Source organism: Pseudomonas hygromyciniae (assembly GCF_016925675.1).
Lineage (GTDB): Bacteria > Pseudomonadota > Gammaproteobacteria > Pseudomonadales > Pseudomonadaceae > Aquipseudomonas > Aquipseudomonas hygromyciniae.
This window is the reverse complement of the sequence record NZ_CP070506.1, coordinates 640,103-655,828: the sequence shown is the minus strand read 5'-3', so window position 1 is coordinate 655,828 and position 15,726 is coordinate 640,103. Positions and strand designations below refer to the sequence as shown.

Below are 15,726 nucleotides of genomic sequence, written 5' to 3'. Positions count from 1 at the left end.
GCACTCGCTTACAGCTCGTCGCGGTCGCGCAGTTGCAGGGGTTCGTCAATCAGTGGAGCGTCGGTCTGCACCCCATTGCGACTGTCCTTTTGCACCTCGGAAATCAGCCCTTCGTTGTGCCAATAGGTATCCCTGTCGAGCACAGACAGCTGACCAACCCCGGTCAAACGCTGGAGAAACTCCAGGGGCGTGAGACTGGCCACGGTGGCCATCAGCTGGTTTTCCAGGGGTGAAAAACCCGGTACGTATTTCAACAGCGCGCCACCCCGGGTAACCAGGTAAAGGCTCGTCGTGGTTTCTGACTGTGCCTTGAGAACGCGGATGAAATAGGCCAGGAACGATGGCTCGATAAAGTTGCTGATGAGCACCTCATCCCTGGAATCAGCACTGTCGACAGGCGCCGAATCCCTATAGGCCAACTGCGCGCCCACCACCCGGTACAGAACCGGAAAGTCCGGATAAGGTATCGGCCCGCTCGCAGGCTGCGAGATCGGTTGCACCGGCCCCGAACGCCCGGTGTAAAACAGGCGGAACAGACGTGTCGCATCCAGCCCCGGCCACAACGGCAGGGTCGCGATAAACGACGAGTTGTTCGGATTGGCCAGGACGGCCGCCACATAGTTGTGGCCCCCGCGCGTCAACAGCCGACGCTGCACGTAGCGGGCGGCATCATCGGCATGGGAGAACAACGGGCCGCAGAGCATCGGGAAATCGAAGAACCCCTCTCCCGATCCCGGCTGCCAGCCGGGCGTGATACGCCGCGTCCCCGCCCAGACCGAGCCCTCGACCAGTACATCAAGGTTGCCGAAACGAGCCAGCTCCTGCACATAACCCAGCAGCGTGAGCTTACCCTGGTGCAGTTGCTGGCGAAGCATCGGGAAGTGGTTGCGATCGTCCTGTTCCTCATCCGTTTGCAGGTACTGATACCTGAGCAGCGCCCCCTCCGGGCAGGACAGGTACAACGCCAGCCGCTTGCCCTTCACGCCATGACGGGCAAAGCGAATGCCGTTGTCGACGTCCAGGGGCGAATGAATCATCCGCTCATGGGGGTCTTGCAAGGGGGTCAGGGTTTCAAGGGCGGCACACAGATAGAGGCCCTCCATGACATAGCCCTGGGGCAGCAGGCCGCTTGGAAACACCTGCTCGAACTTCCAATAACTGCTACGCACCAACGGCATCGTCACCATGTATTGATCTTTACGCGCATCCTTGAACACGTAGCCGAACTGCAACGCCGGCCCGTATTGGCAGCGCTCATGGGCGTAGCGCACAGCCGCCTGCTCCTGGGCAAACACCGGACTGAAGGCAGGATCCGCCAGCGCATTTTCGATCAAGATTCCAGGCGCGCGATAAGCATTGGGGACAAAACCCTGGAGTAACCTCGGCGGGCCCCAGACCTCGCTGCCGTCCACCACGCGCAGGAGCCCGGCCTTGCTCAGGCGCTGGACAAACGCTTCTGGCGTGAGTTCTCCAGCGCGGATCTGTTGCTCAAGCTTGTTTTCCAGGCGGTCCTCGCGCACCAGGTTTAGGGGCTGCAGATCATTCTTCAGGGCCGTTTCCAGCGCCGAGTCGCTGCGGCTGTAACTGATGATGCTGGCGTCGGCGCCGAACAGGTATTCACGGCTCAGGTTGGCATGGGCGGTGTTCAGCACCGCACTGATCACCCGGGTCGAGAGCATATTGCGGTAGATGTCCCGCTGCGCGGCGTCCAGGGTAAACGGCAGTTCGCGCCCCGGGCTTGAACGATAGCGTGCCACCAGCGTATGGGCTGCGGGAAAGCCACCCACGGCCACCATCTCGTCGGGAAAAATCCAGGTGTGCTCGAAATCTTCGCGGGGCACGCTCACAGGTTCCGTGGCAACGAACAGGCCGTCCGGGCGCTTGAGGATCAGGCCGCCGAACAGTCGCCCACCATTGCTGGCCGGCAGACGGGAACGGGCATACCGAGCCGCGTCATCCTGTTCATTGAACACGGGCCCCAGACGGCGGCGGATAAAGTGCGCGTAGGGTCGCCACTGCGAAGGCTCCTTGCTCACCGGCCCCCGGCGGTCCCAGCATTGACTGGAATACAGCACCGTCAAATCACCGGTTTTGGCCATCAACGAAACATAACGGCGAATATCCAGGGTGCCGCTGCTCAGACTCATGCCCTGTACGCTGACTTCGTCACCATTGCCGCCGCCACTGAACAGCGAGGTCGCGGGCGGCTGATAGCGCAGTAACGCGCCTTCAAGCGTCGACAGATAAACCGGTAACACGTCGCTGGAGCCTGCGCGGGGCAAAGAGCGGGCGTCTTTTTCGGCCCGTTGCAGCAATTGCGGGGTCGCGAAAAAGCGCGCCAGCCAGGCCTCGGTGGAAGGCAGGCCGCTGGGCAGCCATTGCTGGGAATAGAACATCCCGGCCAGCACGAAACCATGGGCAACCCCCCCCCCTCCAGGTAGGCCGCACCGATGGACGAGTCACTCAACCAGGCATTGGAGGCCTCGGGCGCCAGTTCGCTGACCACGTATTCACTTTTTTGCGGGTGTTTGAGCAAGTACGCCGTACACCCCTGGGCCGCCAGGTTTCGTCCATAACCGCGCTTATGGGCATTGATCGCCGCAGCGTCCGGGCTGGTGAAAATGGCGCTCAAGGACGGCGTTTGCGGGGCCACCTCGGCGTATTCGAAATTCGGTGTCCAGTCGTCATAGACCCGCAGGCGCGGGCCCCACAACAGGGTGTGGGCGAGCACCCGCAGTTCACCCGCGTCCGCCACGCGAGTGACGATGTCTTGTGGCTTGAGCGCACCGCGCTCCAGGCGAAGACGGTAGTTATCGACCCCAGGGTCTCGACGGGTGTTGGCCAGTACCAACGCTTCCTTTTGCGAACCGCTGGGCTGGTAACAGATCAGGTTGTTGGGCGTCCCGCTCAAGTACGCAGGCAGTCCAGAGAGGATCGCCGAGCGGATTTCCTGATCGCTGAACATCGAGGCGCTGACTTCAAGGTCGGTCAGTGTCCACCCCAGGCGCCGCCAACGCTCCAGCTCAGCCTGGGACAGCGGTGGATGGGAGGCGTAGCGCCCATGGATGACATGGTCGGCCGGCGGCACCAGCAGCCCGTTATCGGCCGATGACAGCAGCAAGTCCCCGGCAAATCCATCGCCCTGGACACGTACCGGTTCGGTGAATGCAAAGCGCTGATCGGGGAGCCGCAAGATGTAGCCGCCAAAGGCCATATCACGCCGTACGCCGATGCGTTCGTGGGCATGCCGCGCGGCATCGTCGGCACTCAGGAAGGTGGCGTCGATGCTCTGGTCCTTGGCACCCAGCGGCAGGGTTTCACCGTCATACAACACCCCCCGCTGGGTCCAGAGCTGGCCGACCTGCAGCACCGTCAGCTCGCCCGCACGAATAACCCGACGCATAAACGCCCGGGGTGACAACGAGCCGTCCATCAAGGCGGCCTGGTTGCCGTTATCCGTCACCGTGCCGTCCGTGGCCACGCTGAACAATTCGGTGGCCGCCTTGGCGTCGGGCGCTTGCCATTGCAACAGCGCCCGGTCGCCGGTGTGCAAAAACAGCTTCAAGCCCTGGTCGGCAATCTGCAGGCTCTGGGTGCCGGCCGCCTGATTCATCGCCGTGACCAGCAACTGTGGACTGACAAAGCGCTTGTACAGCCAGGGCTCCGTGGCGGGCAAGGGCGCATCCGCCATCGGTGCAGGGGAGTAATAGAAGCCCACCAGGCGATAGTTGGAGGGCAGCCGCGGCTGGCCGTTATTGCGCAGCGGGAACAACCCGGTCAACGAAGGGCCCAGGGCCGTGGGTTCGGTGGCGATATAGGTCAAAGCCGTCAGGTGCTTGAGGACAACCCCCTGATAGCCCGTCTGACGCAACCCCGCAGTCGCACTCAAGGCAACCAACACCGCAGCTTGCGCGGTACTCAGCATGGGCGTGAAGAACGGTTGCGCCTGCGCGGCCCCGCCGCTGTTCACGGGGCTGCGCAAGGTCCAGCCTTGAGGCACCTTGCCGCGTACACCGCCCCATACCGGTGAAGGCACCACCACGTGTAACTCGCCGGCTTGCGCCAACCGCCAGACAGCGCCTTCGAACGCGGTGAACGGCACCACCGCCTGCGTGCCTGTCAGTTGAGCCTCGAGGTTTGTCTCCTCGGCCGAGCCGCTGCTCACATATTTGAGCAGCGAGTTGACCGCCCCCGACAGGTAATGCACCCGAGCGAAGTGACGATGGGTGATGACAAACACCTGGTCGGCGTTGGAGTAGAAGCTGTTGAACAACTCGACCTGGTCGTCGGTGAAGCCGGGGTTCAATTGCCTTATCTGACCGGCGTCGGCCGGGTGCGAGTGGTAGAGCGCGTGGCACTCGTAGCCATGGGGCGCGATGAAGTTGTCCTGCTCATCGGCCGCCAGGATCGTGTAGAAATCGAACATGGCATGGGCACCGCTGCCCGGATGCGTGGCGAAGTAGCGGTTGCCACGCTTGAGAATGAGGCCGCCATACTCTTTGTCACGCCGGGTGCCGATCTGATTGTGCGCCCAGCGCGCAGCGTCGTCGGGCTGGGTGAACGCCGGCCCCACTGTCACCAGTGGGATATCGGCATACGGGCGCCACGCAGCCGTGACCACACCCGCCCGGTCCCACATCCGGTTGGTGGCCAGCACCGTCAGCTCACCGACGGCCGCGACCTGCAGCACATACTCCTGGGGGGTGAGGCTGCCTTTGAGCAAAGCGCTATCGGCCTCGGGGCTACTGCCAAAAAGCTCGGTTTCTGCGGTCGAGAAGCCAAACCGATAGCGCAACAGCGCCCCACTTGCGGTTGGCTGATAGAGCCCCAGCGGCTGCTCCGGCACCTGCAGGTTGGCAATCAGGCCCGCCTGTTGGGCCGCGCTGCCCAACGCCTGCGGCGCAAAAAAGCTGCGGTACAGCCAGGGCTGATGCATGGCCAGCCGGCTGCGTTCGGCAGGTGACTCGCAGTAGAACCCGACGATGCGGTGCTCGTCCGGCAGCAGGTAGTTGCCGTCCGCATCCGTGGATAACAGGTGGTTCACGTAAAAGCGTGGTTCGTCGAGCACCTGGGCCTGGGTCGCGACAAATTCGTCCTTGCCGTCGCGCTTGAGCACCAGCCCAAGGCGCCAGGCCGTCCCTGGGCCGGTACCGAGCGCCACGCCCGCCGCAATGGCATCGCTGACCGTGGCGCAGACGTGGGACAACAGCGGCAACAACCTCGGCGCTGGCGCAGCGAACGCCCGATAGAGCTCCCAGTTCTGCGGAACTACCCCTCGAGAGCCGCCCCACAACGGATTGCTGGTGACAAAACTCAACTCACCCACCTCGAGCAATTTTTTCAGATGGCCTTCCAGCGAGCCATCCGTCCCCCACTGCGCGTCGCTGACCGTGCCAAAAATCCACTTGGCGTATTGCGCTTCGGCGAATGACCCACTGGGGCGATAGCGCACCAGGGAATCATCGGGACCCGACAAGTATGACAATGCAAAGTTGTGCTGAAAGGCGATATCCCCAGCGGCATCCCATGGGGAAAAGAAATTCAGATGAACCCTCACCTGCTGCTCGGACATATCCGGGTTGGCGCTGGCAACCTGTTGGTAATCCGCAGGATGGGAATGATAAAGCCCGGCACGACGGTAGCCGGCAATCGGCAAGAAGCTGCCATCCTCGCGGGTGCTGAGGACGTCGCGGATGTCGAACTCAAGCCCCTGGCCACTGACCGGCTCGGTGGCAAAAAAGTAACCTTGAAGGTTGCGCAGGATGACGCCGCCGTACTCACGGTCACGCCGTGCACCGATGCGCCGGTGCGCCCACAACGCCGCGTCATCGGCTTGAGTAAAAGCCGGGCTCAATGCAGGCAGGGGCACCGTTGTACCCGGCGTTGCCCGGTCCTTGAAGGGCACCCAGTGCTTGTCGATTGATCCAGCCGGGCCCCACAAACTATTGCCCTTCACTACGCGCAAATGGCTGACCTCTGCCAGCGTACGGATGGCATCGGCGGGTTTGTAGGTGCCGTCCGCCAGGTTCCGGGCAACCAGGCTGCCGCCCCTGGGCGCCTCGAAAAAGCCGAGGAATTCGCTGCTCTTCGCACCACGGGTATCCAGGACGATCAGGCTGTCTTTGGCTCCGGACAGGTAGCCCGGCACTTGCAACTGGTGGATCCGATAGGCTTCCTCGGCAGTGAAACCCTGGGCATACACATCCACCTCATCACTCGACCAGTTCGCCCGGGCCTGGGCATCCAGGTTCAACAACGAGGGCGCCACGTGGGAGCCGAACCAGGCGTGCAGTTGGTAACCATCGGGCAGCGCCAATTGCTTGGAGTACGGCTCCCAAGGGTAAAACCCCTGGAATGCGTATGGATTGCCGGGTGTTTCCAGTTGCTGGGTCAACACATAACGATGGTCGGCCTGCTTGAGAATCAGCGCGCCATATTCACGACCACGACGGCCCCCCACCTGGGCATGGGCGTACAGTGCGGCCTCATCGGCGGAGGCAAAGGGCTGGCTCAGGGTGAGCGCCTTTTGCGGGAAACTCGCAAAGGGCGTCCAGTTGCTCTCGACCACGCCCTCCACGTCCCACAGTGCACTGGTTTTCTCCACACTCAACTCACCCGCAGCAGCCACCCGCGCCACGAACTGAGCAGGCGTCAGCGTTCCGCGCTCCAGGGCCTGTTGAATCCCCTGGTCGGACACCCCACCCGCATCATCCTCCTTGAACAACTGCGTTTCTGCCGGCGAGCCGCTGAACCGGTAACGCAGCAGCGCGTCGTCCTTGGTCCGCAGGTACAGGGAAATGCCCAGTGCAGAGGTCGGTGCCTGCTGGTAGCGACGAGCCTTGGCAATGTAGGCCGCCAGCTCGCCGGGGCTGAAAAACTGCTGGTACAACCAGGGTTGTATGCTGGGCGTCTGCGCCAGCACCGGTTGCGACAGGTAGAAGAAACCGTGCACATGAAACCCCTCCGGCAACAAGGGGCCGCCCGCCAGCGAAGGCAACCGGTTATCGGCCGGAACCAGCTCTGCGGCGCCCAATGCCAGGGCCTGTGTCGCGACAAATTCACTGCGCTGTTCATGCTTGAGCAGCATGGCCATCTGGCGAAGTTCAGGTTTGCGGCGCATGCGCACCTGGGCCGCGTTCAGCGCCTTGGTCACATCCTGGAACAGCGGGCCACACGCCACCGTGCCTTGAGGCTCGACCAGCGGCAGATAAGGCTGCCAACTCTGGTCAATCAACCCCGCAGCGCCGCCCCAGTCATCACTGGCCAGCAGCAGGGACAAGCGCCCCAGCGATGCCAGCTTCTTGATGTAACCCTCCAGGGTGCCGTCATGACCATGGGCGGGCAGGGCCGTTTTGACGTCATCGAGCCAGTCGACAAACTGCCGCTCGGCCTCGGAGAAACTGGGCAGGTACTTGAGTAGCGTGCCGTTGGGCCCCGATAGATAGGCGGTGACCAGTGATCGCCCTTCGTAGTGATTGAAGACCACGTCCCGCTCGGAAAAAAAATCGTTGAAGACCCGCACCTGCCGATCGGTATAGCGCGGGTTTGAGCGCTTCAAGAAGTCAAATTGCTGGGGGTGCGAGTGAATCCCGCCCACCAACTTATAGCCAGGCGGTTCCACAAATGAATTGCCTGCGCCGCGCTCCAGCAACAGCTCGAAGTCAAACGTGGCCGCCTTGCCGGGAATCGGCTGCGTGGCGTAAATCCGCTGATCCGACAACCTTTGCAAAATGACGCTGCCGTATTCCACGTCACGCTTGTTGCCAATGCGTTCGTGGACATACCGCGCGGCATCATCGGCCGTGATAAACGCTGGGCTGTATTGATACTTCGCGGCCTTCGCTACCGCAGCCCGTATTTCCCTGGATCGTTGTTCTTCCATGACACTCCCTTGATCGCTTGTAGTGAGCTTGCGGATGCAAACCCTGGCAAAGCGTCCTCCCATGCACCCGCTCCATGGCGCTGCATAGTTAGGGGGCCCTGCGCCCTGGCACTCTTTCGGCGCATTGCCTGCACCGACGCCGCCAGGCCGCCCGCTATTGGTGCGCACCCACGCCCGCCGGCACGTGCCGCCCCGTAAAACCGGGCGTTCGGCTATCGGGCACAGCCTTTGCAAATAGCCCTTTAGCGTTCACATCTGCTTATCAGAAAAATAAACGTCACGGGGACCACACCATGAAGCGTCGCAGCTTGATCAAGGCTTTCACTCTGTCGGCATCCATTGCCGCCATGGGCATGACCTGGACTGTCCAGGCCGCCGAGACCATCAAGGTCGGCATCCTGCATTCGCTGTCCGGGACCATGGCCATTTCCGAAACGTCCCTCAAGGACATGGCGTTGATGACCATCGACCAGATCAACGCCAAGGGCGGCGTGAATGGCAAGCTGCTGGAGCCGGTGATCGTGGACCCTGCGTCCAACTGGCCGCTGTTCGCCGAGAAAGGCCGGCAGTTGCTGACCCAGGACAAGGTGGCGGTGGTGTTTGGCTGCTGGACCTCGGTGTCGCGCAAATCAGTGCTGCCGGTGTTCGAAGAACTCAACGGCCTGCTGTTCTACCCGGTGCAGTACGAAGGCGAAGAAATGTCGCCCAACGTGTTCTACACCGGTGCGGCGCCCAACCAACAGGCGATCCCGGCGGTGGAATACCTGATGAGCGAAGAAGGCGGCAGCGCCAAGCGCTTCTTCCTGCTGGGCACCGACTACGTGTACCCACGCACCACCAATAAGATCCTGCGCGCGTTCCTGCATGCCAAAGGCGTGGCCGACAAGGACATCGAAGAGGTCTACACCCCGTTCGGCCATAGCGATTACCAGACCATCGTCGCCAACATCAAGAAGTTCTCGGCGGGCGGCAAGACGGCCGTGGTGTCCACGGTCAACGGCGACTCCAACGTGCCGTTCTACAAGGAACTGGCCAACCAGGGCCTGAAAGCCACCGAAGTTCCGGTGGTGGCGTTCTCGGTAGGCGAAGAAGAACTGCGCGGCATCGACACCAAGCCGCTGGTGGGCAACCTGGCGGCGTGGAACTACTTCCAGTCGGTAGAGAACCCGGTCAACGCCAAGTTCGTAGCCGACTGGAAAGCCTATGCCAAGGCGAAAAACCTGCCGGGTGCCGACAAGGCCGTGACCAACGACCCGATGGAAGCCACCTACGTCGGCATCCACATGTGGGCGCAGGCCGTGGAGAAAGCCAAGTCCACCGACGTCGACAAAGTGCGTGAAGCCCTGGCCGGCCAGACCTTCGCCGCGCCGTCGGGCTACACCCTGACCATGGACAAGACCAACCACCACCTGCACAAGCCGGTGATGATTGGCGAGATCCAGTCGGACGGCCAGTTCTCGGTGGTGTGGCAGACCGAAGGACCGATCCGCGCCCAGCCGTGGAGCCCGTACATCCCTGGCAATGACAAGAAGCCGGATCACGCGGTGAAGAGCAACTAAGCCCCAACACAGATCAAATGTGGGAGCGGGCTTGCTCGCGAAGGCGATGTATCAGTCAACATATCCATCACTGACGCACCGCCTTCGCGAGCAAGCCCGCTCCCACATAAACCTAGTCCGTGCATGACCAGGACATTTGTTTATGCCCACTGCCCTCCACCGTTTCATCCTGGCCTGCCTGCTGTTGCTGCCCCTGGCCGCACACTCAGGCGATGCCGAAGACTTCCTCGCGGCCAACCCCATGCAACAGGCCAAACTGTTGCAAGACTGGGCCGCCCAGCCCGACCCGGCGCGCATCGAGTTGGTCAACGCCCTGCAACAAGGCCAAGTCAGCGTCAACGGCGAAACCAAGACCGTACGCCTGAACAACCGCCTGCGCGGCCTGCTCGATAATGTGCAAGCCAGCCAACAGTTGCTCGCCGCCGATCCCAAGGTACGCCTGGCCGCCGCCCAAACCCTGCAGAAAAGCGCGCAACCTGCGCAATTGAAATTCCTCGACCAGCAACTGGCCAGCGAAACTGACGACGACGTCCACAGCGCCCTGAGCCTGGCCCTGGCCAACCTGCAACTGGTCGATCCCGACCCGGTCGTGCGCCTGGCCGCCGTGCGTCTGCTGGGCAGCACCGGCGACCCACTGGCCCGCACGCGCCTGGAAGCACTGCTGGCGCCCGGCGTAGAAACCGATGCCGGGGTGCACACCGCCGCCGAAACCAGCCTGGCCCAGGTCAAGCGCAAGCTGCTGGTGGGCGAAATCCTTGGACAAGCCTTCAGCGGCATGTCCCTGGGCTCAATCCTGTTGCTCGCGGCCCTGGGCCTGGCGATCACCTTCGGCCTGCTCGGGGTGATCAATATGGCCCACGGCGAGATGCTGATGCTCGGCGCCTACTCCACCTATGTGGTGCAGTTGCTGATGCAGCGCTACGTGCCCCAGGCCATTGAGTTCTACCCGCTGATCGCGCTGCCGGTGGCGTTTTTTGTCACCGCTGGCATCGGCATGGCCCTGGAGCGCACGGTGATCCGTCACCTCTATGGCCGGCCACTGGAAACCCTGCTGGCTACCTGGGGCATCAGCCTGATGCTGATCCAACTGGTGCGCCTGCTGTTCGGCGCGCAGAACGTCGAAGTGGCCAACCCGGCCTGGCTGTCGGGCGGGATCCAGGTGCTGCCCAACCTGGTGCTGCCGTACAACCGCATCGTCATCATCGGCTTTGCGCTGTGCGTGGTGGTGCTGACCTGGCTGCTGCTGAACAAGACCCGCCTGGGCCTCAACGTGCGCGCCGTGACCCAGAACCGCAACATGGCCGCCTGCTGCGGCGTGCCCACCGGGCGCGTGGACATGCTCGCCTTTGGCCTCGGCTCGGGCATCGCAGGCTTAGGTGGCGTGGCCCTGAGCCAGATCGGCAACGTCGGCCCGGACCTTGGCCAGAGCTACATCATCGACTCGTTCCTGGTGGTGGTACTCGGCGGTGTCGGCCAGTTGGCTGGCAGTGTCATGGCCGCGTTTGGCCTGGGGATCGCCAACAAGATTCTCGAACCGCAGATCGGTGCCGTGCTCGGCAAGATCCTGATCCTCGCGCTGATCATTCTGTTTATCCAGAAACGCCCGCAAGGACTCTTCGCACTGAAAGGACGGGTGATCGACTGATGAACCAGCCATTGATGCTCACGGCCGCGCAAAAGGCCGGCCCCAAGGTGACAATTGCAGTGGGCGCGGTGATCCTCGCCGTGCTGCTGGCGTTGCCGCTGCTGTCGCTGTTGCCCGCAGAAAGCGCATTCCACGTCTCGGCCTACACCCTGACCCTGGTGGGCAAGATCCTCTGCTACGCCATCGTCGCCCTGGCCCTGGACCTGGTGTGGGGCTACGCCGGCATGTTGTCCCTGGGCCACGGCCTGTTCTTTGCCCTCGGCGGTTACGCGATGGGCATGTACCTGATGCGCCAGGCCGCCGGCAGCGAGTTGCCGGCGTTCATGACCTTCCTGTCGTGGACCGAACTGCCGTGGTATTGGGTCGGCACCGAGCACTTCCTCTGGGCCCTGTGCCTGGTGGTATTGGCGCCGGGCTTGCTCGCGCTGGTGTTCGGTTTCTTCGCCTTCCGCTCACGGATCAAGGGCGTGTATTTCTCGATCATGACCCAGGCCCTGACCTTTGCCGGGATGCTGTTGTTTTTCCGCAACGAGACCGGCTTTGGCGGCAATAACGGCTTTACCAACTTCCGCAGCATCCTGGGCTTTGGCATCACCGAACCCGGCACCCGCGCGGTGCTGTTCCTGGCCACGGTGCTGCTGTTGGTGGGCAGCCTGTTTATCGGCTGGCGCCTGGCCCGGAGCAAGTTCGGCCGCGTGCTGACAGCCCTGCGCGATGCAGAAAACCGCCTGATGTTCTGCGGCTACGACCCCCGTGGTTTCAAGCTGTTTGTCTGGGTGTTGAGCGCGGTGCTGTGCGGCCTGGCCGGGGCGCTGTACGTGCCGCAGGTGGGCATCATCAACCCCAGCGAAATGTCGCCGACCAACTCCATCGAAGCCGCCGTGTGGGTCGCCCTCGGCGGGCGCGGCACGCTGATTGGCCCGCTGCTGGGGGCCGGCGTGGTCAACGGCATGAAGAGCTGGTTCACCGTGGCCTTCCCTGAATACTGGCTGTTCTTCCTTGGTGCGTTGTTCATCATCGTCACCCTGTATCTGCCCAAGGGCATCATCGGCCTGTTGAAGAAAAGGGGCGAACAATGAGAGTCACGGCAACCGACCAGTTCATGCTCGAACCGATCATCGAACCGAACCGCGACCAGGGCACCAGCCGCGATGCCATCGGCCTCGGCCAGGCCGCCGGCAAAGGCCTGAACACCCGCCACGGCACGATCCTGACCCTGGAAGACATCAGCGTCAGCTTCGACGGTTTCAAGGCCCTCAACGACTTGAACCTGTACATCGGCGTTGGCGAGCTGCGCTGCATCATCGGCCCCAACGGCGCGGGCAAGACCACGTTAATGGACGTGATTACCGGCAAGACCCGCCCCAGCCACGGCAAAGCCTGGTTCGGCGAAACCCTGGACCTGACCCGCATGAGCGAAGTGCAGATCGCCCAGGCCGGCATCGGCCGCAAGTTCCAGAAACCCACGGTATTCGAGGCCCTGAGCGTGTTCGAGAACCTGGAGCTGGCGCAAAAGACCGACAAATCGGTCTGGGCCAGCCTGCGCGCCCGCCTGAGCGGTGAACAGAAGGACCGCATCGAAGAGGTGCTCGACACCATCCGCCTTAGCGCGTCGGCACAACGCCCGGCCGGCTTGCTGTCCCACGGCCAGAAGCAGTTCCTGGAGATCGGCATGCTGCTGATGCAAGACCCGCAACTGCTGCTGCTCGACGAGCCGGTGGCCGGCATGACCGACGCCGAGACCGAGTTCACCGCCGAACTGTTCAAGCGCCTGGCGGGCAAGCATTCGCTGATGGTGGTGGAGCACGACATGGGCTTTGTCGGCTCGATTGCCGACCATGTGACGGTGCTGCACCAGGGCAGCGTGCTGGCGGAAGGGTCGCTGGAACAGGTGCAGGAAAACGAGCGCGTCATCGAGGTGTATCTCGGTCGCTAAGCCTGATGCAATCCGCTTTATGTAGGAGCTGGCTTGCCAGCGATAGCGAGGGTGACTGACACAGCGCCATCGCAGGCAAGCCAGCTCCCACATTTGATCCGGTTCCCACAGGGGAATTGAGGAGAATTTGAACATGCTGCAAGTCGACAAATTGCACCAGTACTACGGTGGCAGCCATATCCTGCGCGGCCTGTCCTTTGACGTGAAAGTCGGTGAAGTCACCTGCCTGCTGGGGCGTAATGGCGTGGGCAAGACCACCCTGCTCAAATGCCTGATGGGCCTGTTGCCCGCCAAGGAAGGCGTGGTGAACTGGGAAGGCAAAGCCATCACCGGTTTCAAGCCGCACCAGCGGGTACACGCCGGCATTGCCTACGTGCCCCAGGGCCGGGAGATTTTCGGCCGGCTGACGGTGGAAGAAAACCTGCTGATGGGCCTGTCGCGCTTTCCCGGCAGCGAAGCCAAGCAAGTCCCGGCATTTATCTACGAGCTGTTCCCGGTGCTGCTGCAGATGAAGCACCGGCGCGGAGGCGATCTGTCTGGCGGCCAGCAACAACAACTGGCCATCGGCCGCGCCCTGGCCAGCCGTCCGCGCCTGCTGATCCTCGACGAACCCACCGAAGGCATCCAGCCCTCGGTGATCAAGGAGATCGGCGCGGTGATCAAAAAACTCGCCGAGCGCGGCGACATGGCGATTTTGCTGGTGGAGCAGTTCTACGACTTCGCCGCCGAGCTGGCCGATCAATACCTGGTGATGTCCCGGGGGGAAATCGTCCAGCAAGGCCGTGGTGAAAATATGGAGGCCGAGGGTGTACGCGGCCTGGTTACCATCTAATCTGTAGCGTCTCGTTGATAAGCCCTGACCATGACTGTTCCTGCCCCCACCGCCCTGTTCACCCCCAGCTGGCACGCTGCGCTGGAGTTGGGCTATGCGCGATTCGGCGCGGCCACGCGCCCGGTGCTGCGCCGCCACCTCGGCCCGCTGCGGGTGCAAAAGCACCTGTATGCCGAAGGCCCCGAGGTGTGCCAGCACATCATCGTGCACCCACCGGGCGGGATTGCCGGCGGGGATCGCCTGGATATCACCGCCCACCTGGCTGAGGGCGCGTGGGCGCAACTGACCAGCCCCGGCGCCGCCAAGTGGTATCGCGCCAGCGGGCCGGCCTACCAGCAGGTGGTATTGACGGTCGAGGCCGGCGCCACCCTGGAATGGTTGCCCCAGGAAACCATCGTGTTCAGCGCCGCCCAGGCCGAACTCAGCACCCGCATCAACCTCGAAGGCGACGCCCGGCTGTTCTACTGGGACGTGGTGGCGTTGGGGCGCCCGGCCAGCGGCGAGCGTTTTGACCGTGGGCACTTTCAGTCGCACCTGGATATCCGCCGCGACGGCCAGTTGCTGTGGCATGAGCGCCAACGCATTGTCGGCGACGACGGCCTGCTTGACTCGCCCATTGGCCTGGATGGCCAGCCGGTGTTTGCCACGTTGCTGGTGAGCGGTGAAATCGATACCGAACTGCTTGAACAATGCCGTGCGCTGCCCCATGCAGTGCGTGGCGACCTGACCCAATTGCCGGGTTTGCTGGTGGCGCGCTGCCTGGCCAGCGAGACCTTGCAGGCCAGGGCCTGGTTGATTGATTTATGGCGGCTGTTGCGCCCGGCGCTGCTGGGGCGTGAGGCCATACCACCAAGAATTTGGAACACCTGAACATTCAAGCTGAAGCTGGGCTTGTGTGGGAGCTGGCTTGCCTGCGATCCAGGCGACTCGGTCCCCCAGACAAACCAAGGTGATGCCATCGCAGGCAAGCCAGCTCCTACATTGGATTTTTGGTGTTTTTTAGAATGCTTTTTATGACGGATTGCTGACCATGGACCTGACCCCACGGGAAAAAGACAAACTGCTGATCTTCACCGCAGGCCTGGTGGCCGAGCGCCGCCTGGCGCGCGGGGTGAAGCTCAATTACCCGGAAACCATCGCCTACATTTCCGCCGCCCTGCTCGAAGGCGCGCGCGATGGGCGCACCGTAGCCGACCTGATGCACTTTGGCACCACCCTGCTCAGTCGCGAGCAAGTGATGGAAGGCATCCCGGAGATGATCCCGGATATCCAGGTCGAAGCCACCTTCCCCGACGGCACCAAACTGGTGACTGTCCACCAACCCATCGCCTGAGGCCCGACCATGCTCCTACTTCGTGACGCGGTGCACGGCGACCTGCCGGCGATCCGCGATATCTACAACGATGCCGTGCTCAACACCACGGCGATCTGGAACGACCAACCGGTGGACCTGGGCAATCGCCAGGCCTGGTTCAGTGCGCGCCAGGCGCAGGCTTATCCGATCCTGGTGGTGGTGGAGGCCGAGCAAGTGGTCGGTTATGCCTCGTTCGGCGACTGGCGGCCCTTCGACGGCTTTCGCCATACCGTCGAGCATTCGGTGTACGTGCGCAATGACCAGCGCGGCAAAGGCCTGGGCCCGCTGCTGATGCAGGCCCTGATCGAACGGGCCAGGGCCTGCGACAAGCACGTGATGGTCGCCGCCATCGAAAGCGGCAACCAAGCCTCGATCCGCCTGCATGAGCGCATGGGCTTTGGCATCACCGGGCAGATGGCCCAGGTGGGCACCAAGTTTGGTCGCTGGCTGGACCTGACCTTTATGCAACTGATGCTCAACCCTGGCGCCCAGCCGCCGGCGGTTCACAAGGAGTAACA

10 protein-coding genes are annotated in these 15,726 nt (G+C 62.8%); 8 read left to right on the top strand and 2 right to left on the bottom strand.

Annotation, left to right across the window (positions count from 1 at the left end; all coding sequences use genetic code 11):
* Window positions 1-8 precede the first annotated feature (8 nt).
* Window positions 9-2,258 (bottom strand): hypothetical protein, encoded by a 2,250-nt coding sequence (locus tag JTY93_RS02755; RefSeq protein ID WP_205477542.1) that lies wholly within the window; start codon window positions 2,256-2,258, stop codon window positions 9-11.
* Window positions 2,144-7,882, bottom strand: a complete 5,739-nt coding sequence (locus JTY93_RS02750) for a DUF4329 domain-containing protein (protein WP_205477541.1) — start codon at window positions 7,880-7,882, stop codon at window positions 2,144-2,146. Before JTY93_RS02750 ends, JTY93_RS02755 begins: the two co-directional genes overlap by 115 nt.
* A 293-nt stretch (window positions 7,883-8,175) precedes the next feature.
* Here JTY93_RS02750 and urtA point away from each other — a divergent pair, with 293 nt between their 5' ends.
* The 8 genes from urtA (at window position 8,176) to JTY93_RS02710 (ending at window position 15,724) form a co-directional block, all read left to right on the top strand.
* Complete coding sequence (gene urtA / locus JTY93_RS02745) at window positions 8,176-9,441, top strand: urea ABC transporter substrate-binding protein (RefSeq protein WP_205477540.1); 1,266 nt, start codon at window positions 8,176-8,178, stop codon at window positions 9,439-9,441.
* 142 nt (window positions 9,442-9,583) lie between these two features.
* On the top strand, window positions 9,584-11,086 hold the full coding sequence (gene urtB / locus JTY93_RS02740; RefSeq protein WP_205477539.1) for an urea ABC transporter permease subunit UrtB: 1,503 nt from the start codon (window positions 9,584-9,586) through the stop codon (window positions 11,084-11,086).
* Window positions 11,086-12,165, top strand: coding sequence for an urea ABC transporter permease subunit UrtC (urtC, locus tag JTY93_RS02735; RefSeq protein WP_029297736.1), 1,080 nt, complete (start codon window positions 11,086-11,088; stop codon window positions 12,163-12,165). Before urtB ends, urtC begins: the two co-directional genes overlap by 1 nt.
* The gene (urtD, locus tag JTY93_RS02730) at window positions 12,162-13,022 is read left to right on the top strand and encodes an urea ABC transporter ATP-binding protein UrtD (RefSeq protein WP_375373153.1); all 861 of its coding nucleotides are present in this window, start codon (window positions 12,162-12,164) and stop codon (window positions 13,020-13,022) included. Before urtC ends, urtD begins: the two co-directional genes overlap by 4 nt.
* 133 nt (window positions 13,023-13,155) lie before the next feature.
* Window positions 13,156-13,854, top strand: coding sequence for an urea ABC transporter ATP-binding subunit UrtE (gene urtE, locus JTY93_RS02725; protein ID WP_205477538.1), 699 nt, complete (start codon window positions 13,156-13,158; stop codon window positions 13,852-13,854).
* Between the two features lie 30 nt (window positions 13,855-13,884).
* A complete protein-coding gene (locus tag JTY93_RS02720) occupies window positions 13,885-14,724 on the top strand; it encodes an urease accessory protein UreD (protein ID WP_205477537.1) in 840 nt (279 codons plus the stop codon).
* A 160-nt stretch (window positions 14,725-14,884) separates the two neighbouring features.
* Window positions 14,885-15,187: an urease subunit gamma gene (locus JTY93_RS02715; RefSeq protein ID WP_032862374.1), complete on the top strand. Its 303-nt coding sequence runs from the start codon at window positions 14,885-14,887 to the stop codon at window positions 15,185-15,187.
* A 9-nt stretch (window positions 15,188-15,196) separates the two neighbouring features.
* Window positions 15,197-15,724 carry a GNAT family N-acetyltransferase gene (locus JTY93_RS02710; protein ID WP_205477536.1) on the top strand — a complete coding sequence of 176 codons (528 nt, stop codon included), beginning with the start codon at window positions 15,197-15,199 and terminating at the stop codon, window positions 15,722-15,724.
* Window positions 15,725-15,726: the final 2 nt, after the last annotated feature.

Excerpts from the sequence above, each read along its gene's own strand:
- JTY93_RS02750 (WP_205477541.1), bottom strand. The coding sequence starts at position 7,882 with ATGGAAGAACAACGATCCAGGGAAATACGGGCTGCGGTAGCGAAGGCC.
- urtA (WP_205477540.1), top strand. The coding sequence starts at position 8,176 with ATGAAGCGTCGCAGCTTGATCAAGGCTTTCACTCTGTCGGCATCCATT.
- urtB (WP_205477539.1), top strand. The coding sequence starts at position 9,584 with ATGCCCACTGCCCTCCACCGTTTCATCCTGGCCTGCCTGCTGTTGCTG.
- urtC (WP_029297736.1), top strand. The coding sequence starts at position 11,086 with ATGAACCAGCCATTGATGCTCACGGCCGCGCAAAAGGCCGGCCCCAAG.
- urtD (WP_375373153.1), top strand. The coding sequence starts at position 12,162 with ATGAGAGTCACGGCAACCGACCAGTTCATGCTCGAACCGATCATCGAA.
- urtE (WP_205477538.1), top strand. The coding sequence starts at position 13,156 with ATGCTGCAAGTCGACAAATTGCACCAGTACTACGGTGGCAGCCATATC.
- JTY93_RS02720 (WP_205477537.1), top strand. The coding sequence starts at position 13,885 with ATGACTGTTCCTGCCCCCACCGCCCTGTTCACCCCCAGCTGGCACGCT.
- JTY93_RS02715 (WP_032862374.1), top strand. The coding sequence starts at position 14,885 with ATGGACCTGACCCCACGGGAAAAAGACAAACTGCTGATCTTCACCGCA.
- JTY93_RS02710 (WP_205477536.1), top strand. The coding sequence starts at position 15,197 with ATGCTCCTACTTCGTGACGCGGTGCACGGCGACCTGCCGGCGATCCGC.